20 protein-coding genes are annotated in these 24,904 nt (G+C 57.7%); 5 read left to right on the top strand and 15 right to left on the bottom strand.

The window, feature by feature from the left end; genetic code table 11:
• Positions 1–5: 5 nt before the first annotated feature.
• Positions 6–887 carry a homoserine kinase gene (thrB, locus tag GPK39_RS02590; RefSeq protein ID WP_006234874.1) on the top strand — a complete coding sequence of 294 codons (882 nt, stop codon included), beginning with the start codon at positions 6–8 and terminating at the stop codon, positions 885–887.
• Between the two features lie 286 nt (positions 888–1,173).
• Here thrB and GPK39_RS02585 read toward each other — a convergent pair whose 3' ends face one another.
• The 15 genes from GPK39_RS02585 to GPK39_RS02515 form a co-directional block, all read right to left on the bottom strand.
• The gene (locus GPK39_RS02585; RefSeq protein ID WP_215673663.1) at positions 1,174–1,806 is read right to left on the bottom strand and encodes a helix-turn-helix transcriptional regulator; all 633 of its coding nucleotides are present in this window, start codon (positions 1,804–1,806) and stop codon (positions 1,174–1,176) included.
• 31 nt (positions 1,807–1,837) lie between these two features.
• Complete coding sequence (locus GPK39_RS02580; protein WP_215673662.1) at positions 1,838–2,521, bottom strand: DUF3990 domain-containing protein; 684 nt, start codon at positions 2,519–2,521, stop codon at positions 1,838–1,840.
• Between the two features lie 93 nt (positions 2,522–2,614).
• The gene (gene yihA, locus GPK39_RS02575; protein ID WP_195362208.1) at positions 2,615–3,205 is read right to left on the bottom strand and encodes a ribosome biogenesis GTP-binding protein YihA/YsxC; all 591 of its coding nucleotides are present in this window, start codon (positions 3,203–3,205) and stop codon (positions 2,615–2,617) included.
• 38 nt (positions 3,206–3,243) lie between these two features.
• Positions 3,244–3,984: a 5'-methylthioadenosine/S-adenosylhomocysteine nucleosidase gene (mtnN, locus tag GPK39_RS02570; RefSeq protein ID WP_196025698.1), complete on the bottom strand. Its 741-nt coding sequence runs from the start codon at positions 3,982–3,984 to the stop codon at positions 3,244–3,246.
• A gap of 78 nt (positions 3,985–4,062) precedes the next feature.
• Positions 4,063–4,995 (bottom strand): serine hydrolase, encoded by a 933-nt coding sequence (locus GPK39_RS02565; protein ID WP_215673661.1) that lies wholly within the window; start codon positions 4,993–4,995, stop codon positions 4,063–4,065.
• A gap of 448 nt (positions 4,996–5,443) precedes the next feature.
• The gene (pflA, locus tag GPK39_RS02560; protein WP_215673660.1) at positions 5,444–6,262 is read right to left on the bottom strand and encodes a pyruvate formate-lyase-activating protein; all 819 of its coding nucleotides are present in this window, start codon (positions 6,260–6,262) and stop codon (positions 5,444–5,446) included.
• A gap of 187 nt (positions 6,263–6,449) precedes the next feature.
• Positions 6,450–7,304 (bottom strand): DegV family protein, encoded by an 855-nt coding sequence (locus GPK39_RS02555; protein WP_252204582.1) that lies wholly within the window; start codon positions 7,302–7,304, stop codon positions 6,450–6,452.
• 277 nt (positions 7,305–7,581) lie between these two features.
• On the bottom strand, positions 7,582–9,024 hold the full coding sequence (locus GPK39_RS02550; protein WP_215673658.1) for a glycoside hydrolase family 32 protein: 1,443 nt from the start codon (positions 9,022–9,024) through the stop codon (positions 7,582–7,584).
• A gap of 101 nt (positions 9,025–9,125) precedes the next feature.
• Entirely contained in the window at positions 9,126–10,577 is a 1,452-nt protein-coding gene (locus tag GPK39_RS02545) for a PTS transporter subunit EIIC (protein WP_252204580.1), read from the bottom strand.
• A gap of 45 nt (positions 10,578–10,622) precedes the next feature.
• On the bottom strand, positions 10,623–12,005 hold the full coding sequence (locus GPK39_RS02540) for a family 43 glycosylhydrolase (protein WP_117743236.1): 1,383 nt from the start codon (positions 12,003–12,005) through the stop codon (positions 10,623–10,625).
• Positions 12,006–12,188: 183 nt separating this feature from the next.
• On the bottom strand, positions 12,189–13,199 hold the full coding sequence (locus GPK39_RS02535; RefSeq protein ID WP_252204578.1) for a LacI family DNA-binding transcriptional regulator: 1,011 nt from the start codon (positions 13,197–13,199) through the stop codon (positions 12,189–12,191).
• Between the two features lie 303 nt (positions 13,200–13,502).
• Positions 13,503–13,754: an autonomous glycyl radical cofactor GrcA3 gene (grcA3, locus tag GPK39_RS02530; protein ID WP_117746636.1), complete on the bottom strand. Its 252-nt coding sequence runs from the start codon at positions 13,752–13,754 to the stop codon at positions 13,503–13,505.
• 85 nt (positions 13,755–13,839) lie between these two features.
• Positions 13,840–15,891: a formate C-acetyltransferase gene (pflB, locus tag GPK39_RS02525; protein ID WP_035137643.1), complete on the bottom strand. Its 2,052-nt coding sequence runs from the start codon at positions 15,889–15,891 to the stop codon at positions 13,840–13,842.
• 467 nt (positions 15,892–16,358) lie between these two features.
• On the bottom strand, positions 16,359–17,375 hold the full coding sequence (locus GPK39_RS02520) for a 2-keto-3-deoxygluconate permease (RefSeq protein ID WP_195240566.1): 1,017 nt from the start codon (positions 17,373–17,375) through the stop codon (positions 16,359–16,361).
• Positions 17,376–17,483: 108 nt separating this feature from the next.
• On the bottom strand, positions 17,484–18,233 hold the full coding sequence (locus GPK39_RS02515; protein WP_006234857.1) for an SDR family NAD(P)-dependent oxidoreductase: 750 nt from the start codon (positions 18,231–18,233) through the stop codon (positions 17,484–17,486).
• A gap of 252 nt (positions 18,234–18,485) precedes the next feature.
• Here GPK39_RS02515 and GPK39_RS02510 point away from each other — a divergent pair, with 252 nt between their 5' ends.
• The 4 genes from GPK39_RS02510 (at position 18,486) to GPK39_RS02495 (ending at position 24,767) form a co-directional block, all read left to right on the top strand.
• Entirely contained in the window at positions 18,486–18,935 is a 450-nt protein-coding gene (locus GPK39_RS02510) for a MarR family winged helix-turn-helix transcriptional regulator (protein WP_050766108.1), read from the top strand.
• Positions 18,932–21,298, top strand: a complete 2,367-nt coding sequence (locus GPK39_RS02505; protein WP_215673654.1) for an ABC transporter ATP-binding protein — start codon at positions 18,932–18,934, stop codon at positions 21,296–21,298. Before GPK39_RS02510 ends, GPK39_RS02505 begins: the two co-directional genes overlap by 4 nt.
• Entirely contained in the window at positions 21,298–23,154 is a 1,857-nt protein-coding gene (locus GPK39_RS02500; protein WP_215673653.1) for an ABC transporter ATP-binding protein, read from the top strand. Before GPK39_RS02505 ends, GPK39_RS02500 begins: the two co-directional genes overlap by 1 nt.
• Positions 23,155–23,735: 581 nt before the next feature.
• Positions 23,736–24,767, top strand: a complete 1,032-nt coding sequence (locus tag GPK39_RS02495) for a 3-deoxy-7-phosphoheptulonate synthase (protein WP_252204576.1) — start codon at positions 23,736–23,738, stop codon at positions 24,765–24,767.
• Positions 24,768–24,904: the final 137 nt, after the last annotated feature.

The following is a 24,904-nucleotide window of genomic DNA, read 5'->3' as shown; positions in this document are numbered from 1 at the left end:
TTCCCATGATCAAGATCACCGTCCCTGCAACAAGCGCAAACCTAGGCATCGGCTACGACACCCTCGGCATGGCCGTCAGCCTCTACTCGCACTTTACCTTTGAGCGCGCCGACAAGCTCACCATCACGGGCTGCCCCGAGGAATTCCAAAACGAGAACAACCTGGTCTACGTGAGCTTTGTCGATGCGCTGGCCGCATGGGGCGAGCCGGCTTTTCCCGTCGCTATCGACATCCAGACCGACGTGCCCGTCGCCCGCGGCCTGGGTTCCAGCTCCACCTGCGTCGTCGCTGGCATCATGGCGGCCGCCGCGCTGACGGGCCACACCGTCGACCGTGCCGAGCTTGTCCGCATTGCCACCGAGGTCGAGGGCCATCCCGATAACGTCGCCCCTGCCATCCTGGGCGGTGCCGTTTGCTCCTTTACGCCGACTGATTCGCTCCCCCAGTGCCTGCGCTACGAGGTGAGCGATCGCCTGCGTTTTATTACCGTGATTCCGCCCTACGAGGTACACACGAGCGAGGCGCGCAAGGTCGTGCCGCAGGAGATTCCGCTCTCCACCGCCGTGTGGCAGATGGGCCGCATCGCCGGCATGACGCGCGGCCTGGAGACCGGCGACCTTGACCTGATTGCCGCCGCCAACGACGACCGCATCCAGGAGCCCTATCGCCGCCGCCTCATCCCCGACTACAACGCCGTGCGCGACACCTGCCTTAACGGCGGCGCCAAGACCATCTGGATTAGCGGCTCGGGCTCGACCCTCATGGCTGTGACCGACGACACCATCGTGGCAAAGTTCCTGCAGGTCAAGCTGCGCGAGCAGTTCCCCAAGTGCGATACGCATATTCTGACGTGCGACACGGAAGGCGCCCAGATCGAATACCTGTAGTCGCCGTCCCGTATACTCGCCGGGGAGGCCAGGGGGCTTTGCCCCCAAATCGTCCTCGGACATGGCAGGACCCCCGCTGCGCACTTCGTGCGGCGGGGGTCCTGCCGTCCTGCGGAAAGATTTGGGGGCAAAGCCCCCTAGCCTCCCCTATGTTAACTTCACCGGCGGCGGCTACAGGGACCTACGCTCTGGAAAGTCGCCGGGCTGATAGTTTGGATTTTTATTGATAGGGGCTCTTGCTAGGCTGGAGCACTTCCTAGAGGCGGGCATCGGCTGTGTGCTTGGTTTAGACGGCGCCGGTTTCTTTGTATTCGAAGACTGGTTCTAGGAGGTCCTCGATGTTGCAGTGGAGGGCTTTTGCTATGGCTCGTACGCTTGTTACCGAGGCTTCATTGATGTTTCTCTGACGCTGCTCGTACATTTGGATTGAGCGGAGTGACACACCCGATTCGTATGCCAGATCTTGTTGGGTTTTCTTGAGTCTCTTTCTTGCTAACGCAAGTTTGGTTTGCCTGGACGCTTTTTTCGCCATATCGCAGACGAGGCGAGCCACGCGTTCCTCCGAGGCTTCGTGCCAGGGATAGTACAGACTGAGCAGTGCGTCAAACGGAACGACATGCAGCAGGTCTTCGAAAGACTCTCCTAGGCGCCACTGAAGGTATGCCAATATCCAGCCTGTCCAATATTCCGGTGTCTTTTCGAATCGGTAGGTTCGATTTGGCATCGGCCTTGATTGATAGCCGGACCTTTCGGCAATGAGCGCGAACAGCTCAACGCCCGATTTTCCCGACACTACCCATGCATTGCCGCGCTCAAACTCTCGAGCAACCCCGCTCAGGCAAAAGAGTTCAGCAACTTCCGATCCTTCTGCTCCATAGTCATTGACGGCATAGTCAAAGCAGTCGCCGAGGTTGTTCATTGCATCCTCGAGGTAGTAGACGGGGTATGTCCTACTCGGCCCACAATCCGTTAACTCTTGGATCATTCAAATCAACCCTCCCTGCCATCAAATCCCTAATGTCGACACCATCAGAGTCAAATCCGTTTACCGTATCCAGGTACTTTCGTCGAGCGTTCTGTTCTCGCTCAAATCGTTTGGGATAAAACTCAGCTCCCGAAGCCTGCTTCCAATCGCGGAACTTAATCGCCGAGAACGCACGCTCACTCATAAGCGCATATTGAATGCCCAAATCCCCCAAAAACATAATGCGCTGCAATTGCCTGAGCGAGATCATGCCGTTGACAAACTGTCTTGCAAACGAGAAATAGGAATCGTCTGCACGATAGCCTCGAATAACGTCATAGGGAGAAATATCAATCAGGCAGTTATCCAGCAGATAACGAAGCCCCTCGCGTGCTACTGGCGTTGAAACATTGAACTCTCTGTTATTCGCCAGAATTGCAAGCCAGTTGAGAATCGAGAACTCACCTGATTCCAAATCCAAAATCGCAAGGCCATCTAAATCAAGCTCATATCGATTGGCAATGCCATCAGACTCGGTCCGACATGCCCACTCCATTGCCATTTCCTCATGCGGTGTGCAATAAAACCCGCGCCCATAGTCATTGAATTGCCTGCATTTATCCAACGATGGATGCTCGACAACAACCTCCGACCCGTGCCAAAGCTCCATATCGACCTCCTAAAAAATATCACCCCAGTGATAGTTTACCAATAACTATCACTGGGGTGATATGAACGGGGGCTTTTGACGGTTTAACCCTGACTAGAGGCAGGCCTCGGCGATGCGCTTTTTTAGTTCGTCGATACCCACGCCGGTCTGGGAGCTTGTGATGATCACGTTCTCGGCCGGAACGTTGAGCTGCTTTTTGATGGCTGCTGCCTGGCGGGCCTGCTGGGTGCGGCTGAGCTTGTCGGCTTTGGTGAGGCAAACGATAAAGTTGAACTCGTTGCCCTGTAGGTAGTCGATCATGTCGTGGTCGAGCTTGCTGGGGTCGTGACGAATGTCCACCAGCGAGACCACCAAGTTAAAGCTGCGCTCGGAGTCGAAAAAGTCGCCGATAAGCTCGGCCCAGCGGTCGCGCTCGGCCTTGGAGCGACGGGCGAAACCGTAACCCGGCAGGTCCACGAAATGCACGTCATCGGCCTCAAAGAAGTTGATGTTGCTCGTCTTGCCCGGCGTACTGGAAACCTTGACTAGGTTCTTGCGGCCAAATAGCTTGTTCATAATCGACGACTTGCCCACGTTGGAGCGGCCGACAAAGCTCACCTCGGGGCAGGTGGACTCGGGAATCTGCGAAACCTTGCCATAGCTGGCGACGAACTTGGCAAGCTGGTAGTTAATGGAATCGGCCATGGACACTCCTTGGTCGTAGGTTCTTACAAATAGACGCGCTATTGCGCAGCGGCAATGCGGCGGACGATATCGAGCGTAATGTCACTTGCGACACGCGCGTACTCGAACAGATCGAACTCTCGCTCGCAAATTGCATCGTACGCCTCGTCACAATTATCGCTGATAGCGCGCAACACCAGGCAATCGACACCATTTTTGGTTGCGACATGGGCAATTGCCGCGCCCTCCATGCCGACACAATCGGCATGCGTCGCCTCGATAGCGTCGTTGCGCATGGTGGCGCCCGTCACAAAGCGGTTACCCGTGGCAATCGTGCCGACCAGGAACTGCTTGGTGCCCTCGTTCGAAGCGACTGCATTTTTCGAAGCGTCAACAAACCCACGTCCAGCAAGCACGTCGGCGGCAATATCGACCAGCGCGGGCGTCGAGCCAAACTCCTCGAGCCCCGGTGCGGACTCGGCGATAAGCGCGGTATCGGTATCCAGATAGCGTAGGCGTTTGCCAATGACCACGTCGTCGATATGGAGCTTGGGGTTCAAACCGCCCGCAATGCCCGAAAACACAACAGCCTGCGGAGCATACTTGCTAATGAGGTGCTGTGTTGCAGCGGCGGCGTTCACCGTGCCCATGCCCGCCGTTGTGGCGACAACTGTCAGGCCGTCGAGCTCACCGCTCACAACGGTCAAGCCCGCCTCCCGTGCCTCGCAAACGTCGCTCAGCTCTTCCTTAATCTGCATGATCTCTTTTTCGAGCGCACCGATAATCGCGATGGTAGCCATACCATTCCCCAAACCTATACGAAATTCTCAACCAAGGTATGGTACCAGCATTTTGTTTGACCTCGCCAAACGAACACGCTAAGCCAGTGCAGCTCGCGTATCAAACAGAGCCTTTGCAATCGCGGCCGTAACCTCGCTCGAACGGTCACTCCATGGCATCGATGTCATGACGCTCATGACATAGGTACGGCCATCGATGTCGATGAGGCCTGCATCGCATGTCGAATAGTAACCATCCTCGCTAATCCAGCCTGCCTTGTTGCGCACCAAAACCTGCTCGTCCGCAATGCCATCGCGAATAAACGAGCGCGATGTTGATGTCAGAAGGCCCGACAACCACTGTGAAGTCTCGGTATCCATGCTCAGATACTCGCTCATCTCACGCCATAACCTCGCAGAAGTGCGCGGGCAGTAGGTCGGAAAATCACTCATCGGATCCAGTGCCGTATCGTAACCGATGCCAAGACCGACAATCCAATCCTCGTAACCGACACGGTCAAACGCCGCACGTAACGCAATAAACGAATCGTTGTCTGAATAAACGACCGCGGCCTCGATCAAGTCGCGTACCGTCTGCCAACCCATGTTGTAGCCACCATAGGTGCCAAGGAAGTCATCGAGTGAAACCTGGCCCGTCTCGACCAGAGATTCGCAGATGTACAACGCATAGAGTGCCTTGTAGCTACTCGCACCGTACACCTCGACATCAGCGTTATACGTCACGCCCTTACCGCTCGACAGGTCGTAAAACACCACGCCCACATCGCCCAGCTCCTGCGCCTGGTCAAGCGCATTCTGGAGTGCGGCGAGGTTCTCATCCTCCAGGGCGAGGATCTGGTCATCAACCAGTGAGAAGGTCTGCACGGTATCGCCTGAGGGAATATCGTTAAAGTCCGCCTTCGAAAGCCCCGTCTTGAGGTTCGCTGTCGACAGGGTTTGACTTGCGGTGACTTTAGATTCAGAGACCTTTTTGTTTTGCGTCTGTACCGTTGACGCATCTGAATGTGCCATTCGCTCCGATGCGTAGGTTTTGGCGGTAATTCCGAGGATAATAACCGCCGACGTTAGCATCCCAATGGCGGCAATCTTCCTCACGCGGATGCGAGTGTCGGCAAGGCCACACGAAGACGTGTCCTTCGTCTTATATCTGCTGCCATGCTGCGGCACATACTCGTCCCGCGATGCGATGTTTCGCACGTGGTCTCCTGACTGCTACCGTTTATATACGAGCAGCATGATACCGAGCAGGCATTTCTTTCCAAAGATATTCAGCGGCGTTTAAGGTGTCTTTAAAGAAACCACAAGCGTATTTATCCAAATGGCACGATTCTGTTGCGCATCTCACCGCAACCTTGACCAGTCTTTTTGGGACGGGGCTCTTTGGCAATCAACTTGGTGCCCAGGGGCGCTCATTTAAGTCTGTCCCCAATGAGTGCCCTTGGGGAGCGAAAATGGCTCGCTAGCCGATGGCGTTTTTGAGTTCCGCGCGGCGCTTTTTCATGCCCGTCATGACGGCGTTGCGCAGCTCGGGCATGCGCGCGGTATCCATCTGGGGCACGCCCTCGAGCTTATAGGGAATGCCCAGTTGCTCGTACTTGACGACACCCATCGTGTGATACGGCAGCATCTCCAGGCCGACCACGTTATGCCACGGGGCAATCAGGCGGCCGAGCGCCTCGCACTCCTCCACCGTGTCGGTAATGCCCGGCACCACCACGTGGCGAATAACGACCTTGATCTTGCGACGCGCGAGCTCATCGCCAAACGCCAGGATGCGTGCAGGATCGCATCCGGTCAACTTTTTATGCTCGACGGGATCGGCGTGTTTAATGTCGAGCAGCACCATGTCGGTCTCGTTGAGTACGGCATCGAACTTCTCCGGATGCTTGGGATCAAACGCATAGCCACAGCTGTCAAGGCAGGTATGCACGCGACCATCGGGGTTGTTGTGCATCGCGCGGAACAGGTCGGCCAAAAACTCGGGTTGCAGGAGCGGTTCACCGCCCGAAACGGTAATGCCGCCACTGCGATAGAACTCATGGTTGCTCTGGAACTCGTCCATCAGATGCTCGACGGTCACCATCGTGCCGCCGTTAACAGACCAGGTATCGGGATTGTGACAATACGCACAGCGCATAGGACAGCCCTGGACAAACACCACAAAGCGAATGCCGGGACCATCGACCGTTCCCATCGTCTCAATCGAATGCACACGGCCTAGGGCAAATGCGGAATCCCCAGGACGAGCGTCCACACCCTCAAGCGTCATCTCAGCCATTCCCGCTACCTTGCCTCTCATTGGTTTTAGCTACATAAATACCAGAGTCATTCTAGCCCATACGCATGATGGCGAAACGGTTTAGCGGTCAATTGGGTTGCCCTATTTGGCCCTACGCAAGAGCGGCGGGAAGGTTGTCGCAACCCGCCCGCCGCTGTGGCAATAGATATCGATAGACGTCAGGCCTTTACGCCTTAAGCGTGAGCACCGCACCGAAGGCGGTCGGGCCGCAGTGGCTCGAGATGACGCCGCCGACCTGAGTCCAGGTAACCTCCTTAAAGCCCAGATCGTGCGCATAGACTTCCATGTCGTCGCGCAACTCCTCGGAAAGACCCACCGAATACGCCAGGCCAATATGTGAGTAGTCGATCTCGCCCTTCGCTACCATGTGGTCAAGAAAGGCACGGGCGCACTTGAGCATAGAACCGCGGAACTTCTTGGTCGCTACGAACTTACCGCCCGTCACCTCGATGCAGGGCTTAATCTTGAGCAGATGGGCGCCTAGGAACGCGACGTTGGATAAGCGACCGCCGGCCTTAAGGAAGGCGAGGTCGGTAGGAACAAAGCCCAACAGCACGCGGTCCATCACCGAATTGGTGAAGGCGAAAATATCGTCAACGGTGGCATCGGGGTGAGCCTCAATGTATTTGGCAGTCTCGACGACAACGAGCGACTGGCCCACCGAGACAAAGCGCGTGTCCATGGAGAACACGTAGTCGCGCCCCTGGGCCGCAATCTTTGAGGACTGATGCGAGCAGGTCGTGGCCTCGGAATATGCAAGATGCAAAATGGTCGCGTCGGGCTGCTCGGCGTGAATGCGATCGTACACGCGAGAGAAATCTGCCGGTGCGCAGCCACTGGTCTTTGGCATCACGCCAAACTCGTTGCAGCGCGAATAAATCTCGAGCGGATCGATCGAGCCGTCCTCGACGGTCTCGTCACCAATCGTGACATGCATAGGCACGCGCACGATGCCGTAGCGTTCGCAGAGCTCTGGCGTCACATCCGAACCAGATTCAACCACGATTACGTACTTGCCCATTCTTATCACGACCCATCTCGACATTGGCTTTTTAATATGTGACGCACGTCCACCATCCTGCTGCAGAACTGCCCTCAAGCGCCAAAGAGACGCCGCCCCTTGCACACAACAAAGGACAGCGTCTCCCTGGAAAACTCCGTGCTTGCTTGAGATTCTACACGGTTTATTAAGGAGTGTTACTTATTCCGCAAACGGTAGCTATACGCGATAAACGGTAGCTGGCCGCGGTAACTGCGACACATTCCGCCCAGCAAGTCCAATCGTACTCCATGCACGGTTAATGCACGAGGCGGTAGAAATTCATCGATACCGCACCCTCGGCGTGCAGCTCCATCGCCGGAACCGCCGGCGAATAGGTCCGGCTCGTAAGTGCTGCCTCGCCGCCATTTGCAAAAATCTCGACCATCGTAGTGTCCGAAAGCACGCGCAGGTCGCGAAGCTCGCTGAGCTCGATCGACCTCTGGTCGCGCCCATAGCCTTCGTCACCCATGTCGAGGGTAAGCATCCCGTCTGCATAGCGCACAAAGACACCCTTGCGGATTTCGAGCTCGATCACCTGGGCGCCCTCACAGGAAACCACAAGATCAAACAGGCGGCCCGGCTCCTCAACGGTCCCTCCGCCTACGGTACGAACGCAGTCGCCGCGCATCCTCTCAATCTCGTGCACCGGCTGCTGACAGAGCTTACCATCGCGCATGCTCAGTTTTCTCGGCACCGTCAACGCGCACTGCCACCCGCGTGCCACCGTCGGGCTTTTTGCCGTCGCATCGGGGCAACCCGACCACCCGATCATCAAACGCCGACCCGCAGCATCCTCAAAAGACTGCGGTGCGTAGAAATCAAAGCCGGCATCGACCATCGGGGGCATGCCCTGCCCGGCGATCTTAAAACTCGGCGCCTCCCAATCGGCCTCGATGGGAAACCACACGCACTGGTGCGGATTGCGGTAACGCCAACCATCGGCGGACACACCCTGCGGACAGCAAACGAGAATAAGCTCACCATCGAGCTCAAACAGATCGGGGCACTCCCACATAAAGCCAAACTTCTCGCCCAACTCAATGCGCGTCGCATAGCTCCAGTCCTCTAGATTGCTCGAGGTATAGACAAGCACGCAGCCGCGGTCGTCTTTCGTACGAGCGCCCAGAACCATGTAGTAGATACCATCGTGTTCAAGGATTTTGGGATCGCGCACGTGCGTACCGATATCGTCGGGGCAATCGACCGGCCCAACAGCTATGCGCTTCTCGCCCAATTCGTCGGGGTTCTCGGCAACCACATGAATCTGGTTTTGCTCACGGCCCGTCAACACGTAGTCGTAATCATCGCGGTCAAAATGCTTGACGTTGCCGGTATAGAAGTAGTGAATCTTGCCGTCGTGTACAAAGGCAGAACCAGAATACGCTCCGCTCGAATCCAAATCGGAATCGGGGAACAGCACAGGGCCGCGATTCTCGTACGTCACAAAATCCTTTGTTGTCAGATGATTCCAAAGCACTGGACCGCCATGCGCAGCATCGAATGGATCGTATTGGTGATAGATGTGATACGTATCACCGATCTGCACCAAACCGTTGGGGTCGTTGAGCCAGCCAAGCTCAGGCTCCACATGGAACAGGAGCCTATCGGGGTCGGACGCGATGCGACCCGCCGTCTCATCCTGTCCGGCACGCCACTGCTCATAGTCCGCGCGTGTCACCTTATTTTTTTGATTAAACATCGCCGTTGACTTTCTCGTCTATGGGGAAGGACGCTCGACTCACACGAGTCGAACGCCCTTCCCCAAATGGACTTATCCTCAGATTACGCTGAACGGCTCAACTAGAAGCTGACATCAAAGCCAGCACCAGCGCCCTCTTCATCAGTGGTCGGCACGCCCTTTGCCTTGTTGTAGGCAAAGATCAAGACGATCGGCACGATAAAGGCGATGAGATTGCCAGCCACATACCACACGAGCGTCTCGGGCGTGACGATGAGCAGGCCAAGCACGCCGGTCAGACCCTGACCGATGGCGCGCACCTCAAAGAGCTTCACGAAGGCACCGCCGCAGCCTGCACCGATGCAAGCGCAGATGAACGGGATGATCGAGTAGCGCATGTTTGCAGCAAAGATTGCGGGCTCGGAGATACCGACCAGCGTCGGGATAAAGGACGACATGCAGATGTTGCGCTCTTTGGAATGCTTCTTGTGAATGAGGTACATGCCGATGGCGCCGCCGCCCTGGGCGATGATGGAAACCGACCAGATGGCCTGGATGTAGTTGAAGCCAGTCGTGGCGACGAGGTTTGCCTCGATACCCTGGATGAACTGATGCGTACCGGTAACGACGAGCGGCTGCAGGAATGCGGCAAAGACAAAGGCACCGAAGACGCCCATCCTGTTGTACAGGATATCGATTACACCGGCGAGGACGTCGCCGATCAGGTTGCCGAGCGGGCCGAACACGGTGAACAGGGCGACGTTAGCAAGAATCAGGGTAACGGTCGGGACAAAGACGAACGAGACGACCTCGGGGATTTGCTTCTGGGCAATCTTTTCGACCTTGGCCATAAACCAGGCAGTCAGGATTGCAGGGAACACGCCGCCCTGGAAAGCAACCATGGGAATGGAGAGCGGACCAAAGTTCCAGTACTCAGCACCCGTCGGATCCATAACGAACGTGTTGCGGTTCATAAGGCTCGGGTGAACCATGACGATACCGACGAGGATGCCCAGAATCGGGTTACCGCCAAAACGCTTCACCGCGCTGTACATAACCAGGACAGGCAGGTAGTCAAACGTGGTGGCGATAATGGCAAAGAAGCTTGCGAGGTTCTTGAGGAACTCGCTGTGGTCGGCAAGGCTGCCCTCCATGCCAAAGAGGCCGTTGGCAACGATCAGCGACTTAAGGCCGATGATGATAGCAGCGCCGACGAAAGCGGGAATGATGGGGATAAAGATATCCGAGAATACCTTGAGGACCGAGAAGAACTTGCCCTTCTTGTCCGCCTCGGCGCCCTTGACCTCGGAAGCGCTGATCTCCTTAACGCCCGTCAGAGCCATAAACTCATCGTAGACCTTGTTGACGGTACCGGTACCGAAGATGATCATGAGCTGGCCGCTGTTGTACAGCACGCCCTTGACGCCATCGATGTTCTCGAGCTCGGCCTTGTTGTACTTGCTCGTATCCTTGAGCACCAGACGCAGACGCGTAACGCAATGCGTGGCGCCCTCGATGTTCTCCAGACCGCCGACGTTATCGACGACTTGCTGAGACACTACTTTGTAGTCCATGTTCCTCTCCATTCCCTTACGAAATCATAAAACGTTTTGATGCCATTACAGAGACGCGATCGTTGCATTTGCGCACTTGAGCGTACCGTCGGTGACCGTCAGTGCCACACCCTGGCCCTGCTTATTGCAGAAGCGCGCGTTAAGCGCAACATCATCGACAAAGATGGTCGCGATATCGTCGTCAACGACCAGGCGCACATGATGAGTGCCCTCGCCCTTAAAGAACAACGGACGCTCGAGGCCCATGTTGTTGACCTGGAACCACGGATACTGGGGGGCCGCCGTAAACTCGAGCTTGCCCTCACGCAGGTTGGCGCGGAACTCATAGGCAAGACCGGACTCGGCGTCCTCGGCAAGCTTCACCGAGAAGCCGGCAGCGTCACCGGCGAGCTCGATGTCGGCATCGAGCATATAGGTGGAACCGGCATCCGCGGCGAGCACCTGCTCGACCTTGCCCGACTCGCAGGAAAGCTCAAAGGCCTCGACTGCCTTAGCCTCGCCAAAGGCGCCAAGCATGCTGTCAGGGAGCTTGGTGCCGAGCGTTCCGTCGGCACGCTGAACGATCTCGAGAGGCATAAAGGTGCCACCCCACAGGTAAGAGCTGGGATCGCCACCCTCGTCACGCGTAGGAACCCAACCAAAGAGAACGCGGCGCTCGCCATCAAATGCGGTACGCGCGGCATAGTACGCGCGGCCATCGAATGAATCGTCAGCAGGAGTGATCCAAGGACCGTTGATGGAGCGAGACATGCGGTAACGGGTCTTGTTGCCATCACTGTACTCGGAGAACACCAGATACCACCAGTCGCCCATCTTAAAGAGATCAGGCATCTCGAACATGGTGTAAAGGCCCGGATTCCACCAGTCGCCCTGGAACTCCCAGGTATCCAGGTCCTTGGAGGTGAACTTGACCAGACGCCCGGTCATCAGACGCTTGTCCTCGCCCACGCGCGTGCCGAGGATGAGCATGTACTCTTCGTTCTCCTCATCCCAAAGCACAAAGGGATCGCGCCAGTTGCGGTCATCGTAACCTTCCTGGGGCGGAAGCAGCGTCTCGGCGATGTTCTTCTCCCACTTGACGGCGTCGTCACTCGTTGCGTGAAGAAGAACCTGCTTCATCAAGCGTGCCTTGACCTTATCGCGATTGCAACCAGTGTAGAGCGCATGGTACTTGTCGCCCACCTTAAACACCGTGCCGGCATAAACATACTGGTCGACTTCCTCGTCGCCGCCACGCTCAAGGCTCTCGCCAAAGTCTTTGTAATTGACGAAGTCCTTGGTTGTCGCGAGTGCCCAGCCAAACGGCTCTCCGAAAGGTCCGGGGTTTCGCGTGTCACGCTGATGATAGAGATAGAACGTGCCGTCCTCGCCGTACGGCATGATGTCGCCCACCCAAATTCCCTCAGGCTGGTAATACACCTTGTGCATCCGAGACTTCCTTCCCACGTGATACTAACTCGGTACAACTGCAAGATATGTCAATCGTTTTCATATGTCAAACGTTTTCACACCAATACGTCTTTTCGCAGTTCCAGTCGTCGGCAAACGGTTGACATATGCCGGCGAACGGTCATCAGAGGCGTTTGAGGAATTCTTTTGGCACGGGATGAACTACGCGGTTTTGCCCTCAATGAGTTCAACGGGGAGCTTGGTATTCGATTCGGGCTTTTCACCGTTAACAAGAGCGATGATGGATTGCGCCGCGAGCTCTCCGATGCGATCGATATCTTGACGAACGGTTGTTAAGTCAGGCATAAACGTCATAGTGCGGCGGGCGCCATCCGCGCCCACGACCTTAATATCGTCCGGAGCGCTCAAGCCGCGCTGCTTCATCACGTTAAGACAGATAGCCGCCATCGTGTCGTCTCCCGCAAAGATGCCGTCAATATCGGGGTTCTCATCGAGGATCTTCGCAACGACCGCACTCTTTTCGTCATCGGACTTAACGAACTCGACCTCACGGACAAGCGCGGGCAAACCGGCCTGCTCCACAACATCGTGGTAGGCATCGGTACGCTTATTGGCAGGCATGCGCATGCGGCTATTGTTGCGCAGGCACAAGATGCGCGAACACCCGTCATCAATCAGGCGACGCGTGGCAAGTTCGCCGATGCCATAGCTGTCGCTCGCAATCTGAACAGAGGCCTCGCCAAGGTCGCAGTCGATACCAACCAGACTCAAGCCCATCTCGGCATACGCCTCGGCACCGATATTAAGCGAGTTGACGATGACGCCATCAACCATATTGCGTCGAAGCATGTCGATATAAGAGCGCTCAAGCTCGGGTCGATTGGCGCTATTGCACAGCAGCATCTTAAAACCGTTTTCGGCCAGGGTATGCTCAATGACTTGAACCACTTGGGCATGAAACGGACTGCTGACATAGGGGACGATCATACCGATAAGATTCAGGCGACCGTTGAGCATGGCACGGGCGATATCGTTGGGCGTATAGTTGATGCGCTTCATCGCGGCATGGACCTTATCGCGGGTCTCTTGGCTAATATAGCCGCGATTATTAAGCACGCGAGATACCGTAGTAGGCGAAACCCCCGCCACCGCTGCAACTTCCTTGATGCCAGGCTTAGCCGAATCCTTAGAACGAGCGCCCTCGCGAGCCATAGCACCCTCCCCCATCAACATGTCATACGTTTACATACGAACAAAGCATACCCCAACAAGAGCGGGAAGACGGTAACAGTACAAGTAAGTAAACGACTCATCCAAATAATTAGGAGAGTTCCGCCTAAAGGGTGACTACACAGGACCCCCGCCGGGGCTGTTTGGGCTATCTCCCAAAACATTCCGCAGGACGCAAAGAGGCTCCACCGCGCAACGCGCGCAGCGGAGCCTCTTTGCATGTCCGAGGACGTTTTGGGAAATAACCCAAAACCGGCCCCAGTAATCCTACAGGAGTTGAACCCTTTAGAACTTGTTGTGGAAGGTACGCGCAATGACCTCGTCCTGCTGCTCCTTGGTGAGCGTGTGGAAGTTCACGGCGTAGCCGGAAACGCGGATGGTCAGCTGCGGATACTTCTCGGGGTGAGCCTGAGCGTCGAGCAGCGTCTCACGGTTGAAGACGTTGATGTTCAGGTGGTGGCCACCCTTCTCGGCGTAAGCGTCGAGCATGTGGACCAGGTTATCGGCCTGAGTCTCGGAAACTTCAGAAACCTTCATAATGTGTCTCCTTCGATCGATAGGCGCCGGCCGAAACCGGCGCACTAATCAGTAATCGTTATTGTTAGTATAGCACTAACAATAGTTACTCGCCCAGCTGATCAAGGTCGATATCGCCAAAGAACACCTGATCCTCCTTGCCGAGCGCACTCGGGATGATGGAGAAGGTGTTGGAGATGCCGTCCTGAGCATCGCGGAACGGGAGCTTGGAAACCGAAGACAGCGAAGCGATGGCGCCGTGGCTATCGCGCTTGTGCATGGGGTTAGCACCCGGGGCGAACGGCTGGCCAGCCTTGCGGCCGTCGGGCGTGGAGCCGGTCTTCTTACCGTACACGACATTGGAGGTAATGGTCAGAACCGAGGTCGTGGGCACGGAGTTGCGATAGGTGTCGTTCATGCGGATGTACTCCATGAACTGGTGCACAACGTCGTGAGCGATCTGGTCGACGCGGTCGTCGTCGTTACCGTACTTGGGGAACTCGCCCTCGGTCTCGAAGTCGACGATGATGCCGTTCTCATCACGGACGGGGTGGACCTTGGCGTACTTGATGGCGGACAGGGAGTCAGCCACGACGGAAAGGCCAGCGATGCCCGTAGCGAACCAGCGGTGCACGTGCTTGTCGTGCAGAGCCATCTGAATGCGCTCGTAGCAGTACTTGTCGTGCATGTAGTGAATGATGTTCAGCGAGTTGACGTACACGCCAGCGAGCCACTTCATCATGTCGTTGTACTTGGCCACAACGTCGTCGTAATCGAGCGTATCGCCCTCGACGGCGCGATACTTGGGACCGACCTGCTTCTTGGAGACCTCGTCAACACCGCCGTTGAGTGCGTACAGCAGGCACTTGGCCAGGTTGGCGCGGGCGCCGAAGAACTGCATCTCCTTGCCGATGCGCATGGAGGACACGCAGCAGGCAATACCGTAGTCGTCGCCATGATAGACACGCATGAGGTCGTCGTTCTCGTACTGAATCGAGGAGCTGGCGACAGAAGTCTTGGCGCAGAACTTCTTGAAGTTCTCGGGCAGACGGGTCGACCACAGAACGGTCATGTTGGGCTCGGGGCTGGTGCCCATGTTCTCGAGCGTGTGCAGGTAGCGGTAGCTCATCTTGGTAACGAGCGTACGGCCGTCAACACCCATGCCGCCGATGGACTCGGTGACCCACTGCGGATCGCCGGTGAACAGGGCCTGGTACTCGGGGGTACGGGCAAACTTGACCATGCGGAGCTTCATGATGAAGTGATCCACGAACTCCTGGATCTGCTCCTCGGTGAAGGTACCGTTGGCAAGGTCGCGCTCAGCGTAGATGTCGATGAACGTAGAGGTACGGCCGATGGACATAGCGGCACCGTTCTGCTCCTTAACGGCAGCAAGGTAGGCGAAGTACATCCACTGGATGGCCTCCTGCGTGTTGGTGGCAGGGTTGGAAATATCGAAACCATAGGTCTCGGCCATCATCTTGAGCTCGCCGAGGGCGCGGATCTGCTCCTGCAGCTCCTCGCGGTCGCGGATGTTGTCGGCGGTCATGACCGTCGGGGTGGAAGCCTTCTGGGCCTCCTTGTCCTTGATCAGGTAGTCGACGCCGTACAGGGCAACACGACGGTAGTCGCCGATGATACGGCCGCGGCCATAGCCATCGGGCAGACCGGTGATGATGTGAGCCGAGCGGCAAGCACGCATCTCGGGGGTGTAAACATCGAAGACGCCAGCGTTGTGGGTCTTACGCTCGAAGGTGTAGCGCTCGACAACGTTCTCGTCGACCTTATAGCCGTGCTGGCTGGCAGCCTGGCAAGCGATGCGGATACCGCCGTTGACGTGCAGCGCGCGCTTGAGCGGCTTGTCGGTCTGGAGACCGACGATGGTCTCCTTCTCGCGGTGGGCGTTATCGATGTAGCCAGCGGGGTGGCTCACGATACCCGTAACGGTCTTGGTGTCCATATCGAGGACACCGCCCTGCTCGCGCTCCTTAAGCAGCAGGTCGAGAACCTCGCCCCACAGCTCCTTGGTACGCTCGGTCGGGCCGACGAGGAACGACTCGTCGCCCTCGTAGGGGGTGTAGTTCTTCTGGATGAAGTCTCGGACGTCAACCTCTCCCGTCCAAATGCCTTCCTTGAAGCCTTCCCATGCCTCCTGCATTGTGTAACCACGCTCCTAGTTACGTGTTATGCGGCGCTCTCTCACACCGCTGCTTATTGAATTCTTGAATGTTCGGCTTGCACTACCGGCTTCTTCCGTTCTTCACCACACGTTGGTGCAGAGAAAAACGTTTGTCCACCTTGGAACTACAACCCAAAACCCAAGATTTCACCCGTTTGAGAAGGATAACATAGCGACCCTCTCCATCTGGGCTGTTATATGTTTCTTTTTTTATATCATAAGGGCGTTTTTTACAAACCCGCAGGAAATGCGAGCGCGGACAGCTACCGTTCACCGATTTGTATGTTATTTTTCCTTGCCTTTGTACGACGTTCGCTCTAGCTGTTATGCCAGCTTTAGCAGGGTAAAGTGTCCCAGAGACCCTACAGAAACTGCAGGGCGGCCACGGGATCCCCCGTGGCCGCCCTGTGGCGTAGCTAGTTTTTAGCTTTGATTGCCGTTTGGCATTAGGCGGCTGAGGCGGCCTTGTCGGTCGTTGCCTTGCCGTTGCTCTGCTGGCCCTCAAAATGCTTGTAGCACCAGCTGGTGACCAGCGGGGTCAAAATAGCCGTCACGATTGCGCAGGCGGCAACCTGTGCCGTAGCCGTCGCGAGCACGGCGCCACCGTACAAGGCCTCGTTGACGCTTGCCATGGCAGCAGGCGTGGCCACATTGGCTCCGGCGCAGCTCGAAATGGCCGCACCTGCGACACCCGTACCGCCCGTGAGCTTATCGACCGCGATAACGGGAATTGCAAAGACCACCGAGCAGATCACGCCGAGCAGAATACCGGGAAGACCGCCATTAATGAGCTGGCCAAAGGTCATGGTCGAGCCCATGGCAAAGAAGACGAGCACGATGACGGCGGAAAGTGCCGGTGCCATCATCTTCTTAAAGCTGGGGAACAGGTTACCTAGAATAATGCCGACAACGATCGGCAGGATGGCGCCCACGAGCGACCAGCCAATCGGAGCCTGACCGGCGGCGCCGAGCACGATCATCGTGACCGGAGGGCCGACAACGAGCGTGGTGATGGCGACGGCGCCACGCTCGGCCTCGTTGCCCATGGTGCCCATCAGTCCAGCGTACATAGCGTTGTTGGCACCCGTGCAAGCGGCCAGCATCACCATGGCCGAGATGCCAAACAGGTTGTCGTTGAACACATAAAGGATGAGCAGCGACACGGCAACGACCACGATCTGCTTGACGGCGATGATGATGGCGCCGCGTGCAGCGGCGGCAGGAGCACTCTTAAACGAAATCGTCGTACCGACGATGAGCAAAAAAGCGCCCACGAGCGGGCCTGCGCCCTGCTGGGTCATGCCAAGCGTAAAGCTACCGAGCGTTTTAAACAGGTCGGGGAATAGCGTGTTGAGCAGGCAGCCCAACAGAAGCGGCACCAAGATATTGGCGCCCGGGATGGAGGACATCTTAAAGAACGGCTCCTTTGCCGCCGGCGCCTCCACCGCAGTCGATTCACTCATATATATCTCCTTTGGATGCATGCGAATCGTAGCCGCACGCGCCTATGTCAGAAAGAAGGCGACAACCCCGAGTCGCCAGGGTCGCCGCCAAACGATCACCGCGGGGTATTACCCGTCCAGGACGATGCCGCCGTCGCAGTCACCAATCTCGCCGTTCACGAAGCTGGCGAGGTCGGAAGCGAAGAACAGCACCATCTGCGCAGGCTCGCTGGCCTGGGCGGCGCGGCCCAGAGGAATACCGTTGATGATGCGCTGAGAGTTCTCGTCAGAGAGAATCGAGGTCATATCGGTCAACGTGAGCGACGGGCACACGGCGTTGCAGCGAACGCCAAACTTGCCGCCTTCCTTGGCGACTGCCTTGGTCAGACCGTTAACGCCTGCTTTGGAGCTCGCGTAAGCCGCGGTGCCGAGCAGGCCGCCACCGATCTTGCCCGCAACGGAACTCACGTTGACGATAGTGCCGGCATGGGCCGCCTTAAAGTGCGGGTAGACGGCGTTCATCATGGTAAAGGTACCGTTGAGGTTGATGTCGATGGTGCGGCGCCACTCGGTGTCATCGATCTCGTCGAACTTCTTGGTGCTGATGACGCCAGCGCAGTTGATCAGGATGTTGGTTTGCGGCAGGTCCGTAAAAATCTGCTCGACGGTCTCGCGCGCCTTGGGCGCATCGGCGACATCGAGCTGATAGAACTTGTTGCCCTCGCCAAGCTCGGCCACAGCGGCCTCGCCCTTAGCAGCGTTCCTTGCGATGAGCGCGACATGTCCGCCGCCCGCGACGATGCCCTTGGCGATCTCGAGGCCAATGCCCTGAGTGCCGCCCGTGACAATCGCGGTCTTGCCCGTGAAGTCAAATGCCATGACTCCATCCCCCTTTATGTAAGGTGTCTCCTTGCGGGAAGTTGGAGCATCGCACGTGGCGATTATATGAGTCCCAGTCGTCATGGTGGTGACAACCCCTCGCCTAACCGCGGGCATGATAGTTCTTTGAAACGCTTTAGCAATTGAATGATTTTAAGTCTTAATGAGCTCTTAATATTGCCTACTGTATGAGGCCCGCGTATGGGGGTATCATCTTCCACCGAAAATAGTTTCTAGTGTTAGGGGTTTTCGGTGGAAGATACCGATTTCCATGAGCTTGGGCGTCAGCTCTTTACCGAGTTTGGCAGCATGCACCAGCGCGTTTCGCGCTTTGCCGACCAGGCTCTGGGTGGCGAGATGGCCGTCATGCGCGCCCTCATGCGCGCCGGCGGCTCGCTCACGCCGAGCGAACTCGCTGATCGCGCCTGGGTCTCGAGCGCCCGCATCGCCAATATCCTGCGCGCCCTCGAGGCCAAGGGCTGGGTCGAGCGCGAGCACTCAAAGACCGACCGTCGTCGCGTACACGTCACGGTGACCGACAAAGGATTCCAGGTTATCGAAATCAAACGTCGGGAATTCGAGGACCGCACCGCGGCCTTCCTCGAGCAGCTTGGCGAAACAGATACCCAAGAGATGGTGCGCCTTCTTAGACGTGCCAACGAAATTATCGACCGCAATCAAGAAAGGAGAGATGCCGAGTGAGGATTCTCAAGCTCTTTAAAAAACATATCCTGGCACTGTTCGCAGCTATCGTACTTATCGTAATCAGCTGCAACGCCGATCTGGCGCTGCCTACCTATATGAGCGACATCGTCGACGTGGGTGTGCAGCAAGGCGGCATCGCGTCGCCCGTACCCGACACCATCCGCGCCGAATCGCTCGACGACCTCGAACTCTTTATGAGCGCCAAGGACGCCAAGGCTGTGGAGGCCGTGTTTAGCAAGGCTGACAAAAACGACATTCGAACGTACGAGGGCACCGAGGAAGAGCGTGCCGATGGAGGCAAGATTGCCGACATTATGAGCCTGCCCGAGACTGTTGTCCTTTCGCTCAACCAGGGCATCGACGCCAACTCCATGGGCGACATGATGGGCTCGTCCAGCGAGAAAGACGACAACGCTGCCCAGGCCATGCCCACCCCCGAGCAAATGGCAGCGATGACGCCCGAGCAGCTCGCCGAGATGCAGCAGAAGGCCGCGGCGGCGCAGAACATGCAAAAGCAGATTGATGCCGACGGCGGTAAGATCACTATGAAGAGCCTGCGCCTGGGTGTCGAGGGCGGTCTGGTAGACCAAAGCAAGCTCGTCGAGGGCGCCAACCAAATGGCGGACAAAATGGGCTCCATGTCGGGCTCCATCGTCACCCAGCGCGCCGTGAGCTATGTACAGGACGAGTACAAGGCGCAGGGCATCGACCCCGCCGACGTGCAGAACGCCTACCTGAGCCGCATGGCGACCACGATGTTTGGACTGTGCCTCGTGTCGCTCGTCGCCACCATCCTGACCGGTGCCGTGGCTTCGCGCACCGCCTGCTCCATCGCCCGCGACCTGCGCCGCGAGACCTTCAACAAGGTTATGCACTTCTCGCCGGCCGAGGTGGGCAAGTTTAGCCAGGCCTCGCTCATCACCCGCTGCACCAACGACATTCAGCAGATCCAGATGGCCGCAACTCTGTTTATCCGCATGTGTCTGATGGCCCCCGTCATGGGCATCGTCGCCGTCATGCGCGTCCTGGCCAACCATACCGGCCTGGAGTGGACCATCGCCGTTGCCATCATCGCGGTCTCGGCCGTCGTCGGCGTGCTTATGGGCCTCACCATGCCCAAGTTCAAAAAGATGCAAAGCTTTGTTGACCGCGTGAACCTTACCGCCCGCGAGCTGCTCGACGGCCTTATGCCCATCCGCTCGTTCAACCGCGAGGAACATGAGCTCGAACGTTTTGACAAGGCGTCGCTCGACCTGATGACCACGCAGCTCTACACCAACCGAGCCATGAGCTTTATGATGCCGCTCATGATGCTCGTCATGAACTGCATCACCGTGCTTATCGTCTGGTTTGGCGCGCAGGGCGTGTCCGACGGCGTGATGCAGGTCGGCAACATGATGGCGTTTATCTCCTACACCATGCAGATCGTCATGGCGTTTATGATCCTCACCATGGTTTCGGTCATCCTGCCCCGTGCCGAGGTCGCAGCCGAGCGCGTAGATGAGGTCATCACCTGCCCCACGAGCATCAACGACCCTGCCTCGCCCAAACTGCCCGCGGCCAGCTCGCCGCGCGGTGAGCTCACCTTCCGCGACGTGAGCTTCCAGTACCCCGATGCCCGCGCCGATGTCATCAGCGGCGTGAATTTCACCACGCATGCCGGTCAGATGCTCGGCATCATTGGCTCCACGGGCTCGGGCAAGTCCACGCTCGTGCAGCTGATTCCACGCTTGTACGACGTCACGGGCGGCAGCATTTCGCTCGACGGCATCGACGTGCGCGACATGACCCTTTCCGAGCTGCGCCGCCGCATCGGTTATATTCCGCAGCAGGGTCGTCTGTTCTCGGGCACCGTTGAGAGCAACCTCAAGTTTGCGGGCGACATGGTAAGCGATGATGACATGCGCCAAGCCGCGCGCATCTCACAGGCCGAGGACTTTATCGCCGAGCGCGAGGGCGGCTACGACTCCCCCATCAGCCAGGGCGGCTCCAATGTTTCGGGCGGTCAGCGCCAGCGCCTGGCCATCGCCCGCGCCCTGGCCAAAAAGCCCGAGGTCGCGGTGTTCGATGACTCGTTTAGCGCCCTCGACTACAAGACCGACGCACGTCTGCGCGAAGAGCTGGCCAAAAACGTTACCGACGCCGCGCTCGTGGTCGTGGCCCAGCGCATCGCGACCATCATGCACGCCGACCAGATCATCGTGCTCGACGACGGCCACGTGGTGGGCACCGGCACGCACGAGGAGCTGCTGCGCAGCTGCCCGGCGTACCTGGAGATCGCACAGTCGCAGCTTTCTGCCGAGGAGCTGGGGCTTACCCAAGAAGAAATTGCAGCCGTCACGGAAGGAGGCGAGCGCTAATGGCAGACGAGACCAAGACTCAGATTCCCAAACCCACCCGCCAGCGTGGTCCCATGGGCCGCATGGGTGGCATGCGTCGTGGCGAAAAGGCCAAGGACTTTAAGGGCACCATGAGGCAGCTGCTCGGCTATATCGGCCAGCACAAGATTGCCGTGTTTGCCGCCGTCGCCTTTGCCGTGTGCTCGGTCATCTTTAACATTGTGGGACCCAAGGTGCTCGGCCAGGTTACGACCAAGCTGTTCGAAGGCCTGGTCGCCAAGGTCAACGGCACCGGCGACGTTGACTTTGACTGGATCGCCAAGACGCTCGGCTTTTTGCTCTGCCTGTATCTGGCGAGCTCTGTCTGCAGCCTGATCCAAGGCTGGCTCATGACCGGCGTCACGCAAAAGATCTGCTATCGCATGCGCAAGGAGATCGCCGCCAAGATCGCTGTCGTTCCGATGAGTTACTTCAACGGCCACAGCAAGGGCGATGTGCTCAGCCGCATCACCAACGACGTCGATACGCTGGGTCAGTCGCTCAACCAGAGCGTGACGCAGCTTATCACGTCGGTCACGCAGATTATCGGCGTGCTCATCATGATGCTCTCGATCAGCCTGCCGCTCACCGGCGTCACCGTGCTCACGCTACCGGCAGCCGCAATTATCTTGATGGTGATGATTCACTTCTCGCAGCCGTACTTCCGCGAGCAGCAGCAGGTCCTGGGCACCGTCAACGGCATCATCGAGGAGGACTTTGCCGGCCAGAACGTCATTCAAGTGTTCGACCGCGCCGAGGCCTCAATCGAGGAGTTCGACCGTCAAAACGACCGCCTCTTTATTAGCGGCTGGCGCTCGCAGTTCCTGTCGGGCCTGATGATGCCGCTTATGAGCCTGGTGGGCAACATGGGCTATGTGGGCGTCGTCGTGGTGGGCGCGCAGCTCGCGCTGACCGGCAATGCCACGCCCGGCGACATCCAGAGCTTTATCCAGTACGTTCGCAACTTTACGCAGCCCGTACAGCAGCTGGGCAACGTGAGCAACACGATGCAGTCGATGGCCGCCGCCACCGAGCGCGTCTTTGAGTTCCTGGCCGCGCCCGAGGAGGAGCAGAAAGCCGACGCGCAGATTCCCGAGAAGCGCCCCGGCCACGTGGAGTTTGACCATGTCAAGTTTGGCTACACGCCCGACAAGACCATCATCCACGACTTTAGCTGCGAGGCGCAGCCCGGCCAGACCATCGCCATCGTCGGCCCCACCGGCGCCGGCAAGACCACGCTCATCAAGCTGCTGCAGCGCTTTTACGACGTGGACGGCGGCTCGCTGCGCGTCGAGGGCATCGACGTGCGCGACTGGGACCGCGCGGCGCTGCGCGGCGAGTTTGCCATGGTGCTGCAGGATACCTGGCTGTTTAACGGCACCATCCGCGAGAACATCCGCTACGGACGCCCCGACGCGAGCGATGCCGAGGTCGAGGCCGCCGCGCGTGCCGCGCGTTGCGACCACTTTATCCATACGCTCGCCGGCGGCTACGATTTCATGATCAACGAGGAGGGCACTAACCTGTCGCAGGGCCAGCGCCAACTCGTGACCATCGCCCGCGCCATTTTGGCCGACCGCCCGGCGCTGATTCTGGACGAGGCGACTTCCAACGTCGATACCCGTACCGAGGAGCTTATTCAGCGCGCCATGGATGCGCTGATGCAGGGCCGTACCAGCTTTGTCATCGCGCACCGCCTGTCCACGATCCGCAACGCCGACGTGATCTTGGTAATTCGCGACGGCGACATCGTCGAAAAGGGCACGCACGACGAGCTGCTCGCCCAGGGCGGCTTCTACGCCGACCTGTACAACTCGCAGTTCGACGAGGCGGCGTAACAACCGGCGGCAAACAACAGCAATGCCCAGAAAACGGGGGCGCAGGACAACCTGCGCCCCCGTTTTGTGTCCTTCGAGCCTCGAAACGCCTTCCCTGAGACCTCATTGACGGCGCTTTCCAGACCCCGTGGGCAAAAAAGGGCAAATATGAGTACTGTTACCTTTTTAGTAACAGCCAAAACAGCCCCAAATGCCGTTTTCACGGCTTACACGCGTCCCTAAATTGATCAAACAGCCCTATAGCGGACTTATATGTGTTTGCGTTAATAAACATATTTTGCTGTTATGTCTATTATTTTGCGAAGGCAATATGATACTAAGATAGCAACCGTACTCATATTTGGCATTTTTTGCCCACAGGGTATTTCCTGGGGAACTGACAACAGCCTTAGGGTCCCGCGCGGCGCCGCTCCCTCCCGGCATTCGCCGACGTTTGCCCAGATAAAACCTGCCAAAATAAACCTGTCTCTTTTTGGTAGGTTTCGGGGTGACAAGGGCTTGCACTTTAGCGTGCGACAGCGGATAATGCCGAGCATTCGACAATACGCTTATTGCTCTTTCTATAGATTGAGGAGACCCCTATGGCCATGGAATTCAAACGCAGGCTGCCGATCCCCATGGAGATCCGCAAGGAAATGCCACTTTCTGCCGAGCTTACCGCCAAAAAGCAGGCATTTGACGCCGAGGTCGCCAAAGTCTTTACCGGCGAGGACGCACGTAAGGTGCTCATCATCGGCCCGTGCTCTGCCGACCGCGAGGATTCGGTGCTCGAGTATATGAACCGACTGGCCAAGACCGCCGAAGAGGTCAAGGACAAGCTCATCATCATTCCGCGCGTCTACACCAACAAGCCGCGCACCAAGGGCACCGGCTACAAGGGCCTGCTGCACAACCCCAACCCCGAGGCTCCCGACGACCTGCTCGAGGGCGTCAAGGCCATCCGCCATATGCACCTGCGCGTCATCGAGGAGACTGGCTTCTTTACCGCCGATGAGATGCTCTATCCGTCCAACTACCAGTACCTCGTCGACCTACTGAGCTACGTTGCCGTAGGCGCGCGCTCGGTCGAAAACCAGGAGCATCGCCTGGTGTCGAGCGGCATTTCGGTGCCTGTGGGCATGAAGAACCCCACCGCCGGTTCCACCACCGTCATGCTCAACTCCATCTACGCCGCCCAGGCACATCAGAGCTTTATCTTCCGCAACTGGGAGGTTGAATGCGACGGCAATCCGCTCGCACACGCCGTCATGCGTGGCTACATCGGTCTCGACGGTCGTACCTACCCCAATTACCACTACGAGCACCTGGAGCGCCTGGCCGAGCGCTATACCGAGCATGCCGGCTATGCCAACCCGGCAGCGGTCATCGACTGCAACCACGACAACTCGGGCAAACGTCCGCTGGAGCAGTATCGTATTTGCAAGGAGGTGCTCGACAGCTGCCGCCGCAATGAGTCCATCTCTAAGCTAGTCAAGGGCTTTATGATCGAGTCCTACCTGGAGGACGGCGATCAGCCGGTCGACGGCGGCGTCTTTGGCAAGTCGATCACCGACCCGTGCCTGGGCTGGGAAAAGACCGACTACCTCATCCACGAAATCGCGGAGCGTATTTAGAGTTACGCGGTTTTACCAAACGCCGTAACCGACCGACGTTGCGCGGGCCGCACCTGTACAATCTGACGTTCAACTTCAAGGGCGCGACCAGAAGGTCAGCGCCCTTTCGTTTCACGTCACCTTGTCTCAAATGCGAC

The organism is Collinsella aerofaciens, from assembly GCF_018785245.1.
Classification (GTDB): Bacteria; Actinomycetota; Coriobacteriia; order Coriobacteriales; family Coriobacteriaceae; genus Collinsella; species Collinsella aerofaciens_AD.
The sequence above is the reverse complement of the archived record's forward strand: the minus strand, read 5'-3'. Positions and strand labels throughout refer to the sequence as shown.

Bases quoted from the DNA above. Each gene is read 5' to 3' on its own strand.
- thrB (WP_006234874.1), top strand. From the start codon at position 6: ATGATCAAGATCACCGTCCCTGCAACAAGCGCAAACCTAGGCATCGGC.
- GPK39_RS02585 (WP_215673663.1), bottom strand. From the start codon at position 1,806: ATGAACAACCTCGGCGACTGCTTTGACTATGCCGTCAATGACTATGGA.
- GPK39_RS02580 (WP_215673662.1), bottom strand. From the start codon at position 2,521: ATGGAGCTTTGGCACGGGTCGGAGGTTGTTGTCGAGCATCCATCGTTG.
- yihA (WP_195362208.1), bottom strand. From the start codon at position 3,205: ATGGCCGATTCCATTAACTACCAGCTTGCCAAGTTCGTCGCCAGCTAT.
- mtnN (WP_196025698.1), bottom strand. From the start codon at position 3,984: ATGGCTACCATCGCGATTATCGGTGCGCTCGAAAAAGAGATCATGCAG.
- GPK39_RS02565 (WP_215673661.1), bottom strand. From the start codon at position 4,995: ATGGCACATTCAGATGCGTCAACGGTACAGACGCAAAACAAAAAGGTC.
- pflA (WP_215673660.1), bottom strand. From the start codon at position 6,262: ATGGCTGAGATGACGCTTGAGGGTGTGGACGCTCGTCCTGGGGATTCC.
- GPK39_RS02555 (WP_252204582.1), bottom strand. From the start codon at position 7,304: ATGGGCAAGTACGTAATCGTGGTTGAATCTGGTTCGGATGTGACGCCA.
- GPK39_RS02550 (WP_215673658.1), bottom strand. From the start codon at position 9,024: ATGTTTAATCAAAAAAATAAGGTGACACGCGCGGACTATGAGCAGTGG.
- GPK39_RS02545 (WP_252204580.1), bottom strand. From the start codon at position 10,577: ATGGACTACAAAGTAGTGTCTCAGCAAGTCGTCGATAACGTCGGCGGT.
- GPK39_RS02540 (WP_117743236.1), bottom strand. From the start codon at position 12,005: ATGCACAAGGTGTATTACCAGCCTGAGGGAATTTGGGTGGGCGACATC.
- GPK39_RS02535 (WP_252204578.1), bottom strand. From the start codon at position 13,199: ATGGCTCGCGAGGGCGCTCGTTCTAAGGATTCGGCTAAGCCTGGCATC.
- grcA3 (WP_117746636.1), bottom strand. From the start codon at position 13,754: ATGAAGGTTTCTGAAGTTTCCGAGACTCAGGCCGATAACCTGGTCCAC.
- pflB (WP_035137643.1), bottom strand. From the start codon at position 15,891: ATGCAGGAGGCATGGGAAGGCTTCAAGGAAGGCATTTGGACGGGAGAG.
- GPK39_RS02520 (WP_195240566.1), bottom strand. From the start codon at position 17,375: ATGAGTGAATCGACTGCGGTGGAGGCGCCGGCGGCAAAGGAGCCGTTC.
- GPK39_RS02515 (WP_006234857.1), bottom strand. From the start codon at position 18,233: ATGGCATTTGACTTCACGGGCAAGACCGCGATTGTCACGGGCGGCACT.
- GPK39_RS02500 (WP_215673653.1), top strand. From the start codon at position 21,298: ATGGCAGACGAGACCAAGACTCAGATTCCCAAACCCACCCGCCAGCGT.
- GPK39_RS02495 (WP_252204576.1), top strand. From the start codon at position 23,736: ATGGCCATGGAATTCAAACGCAGGCTGCCGATCCCCATGGAGATCCGC.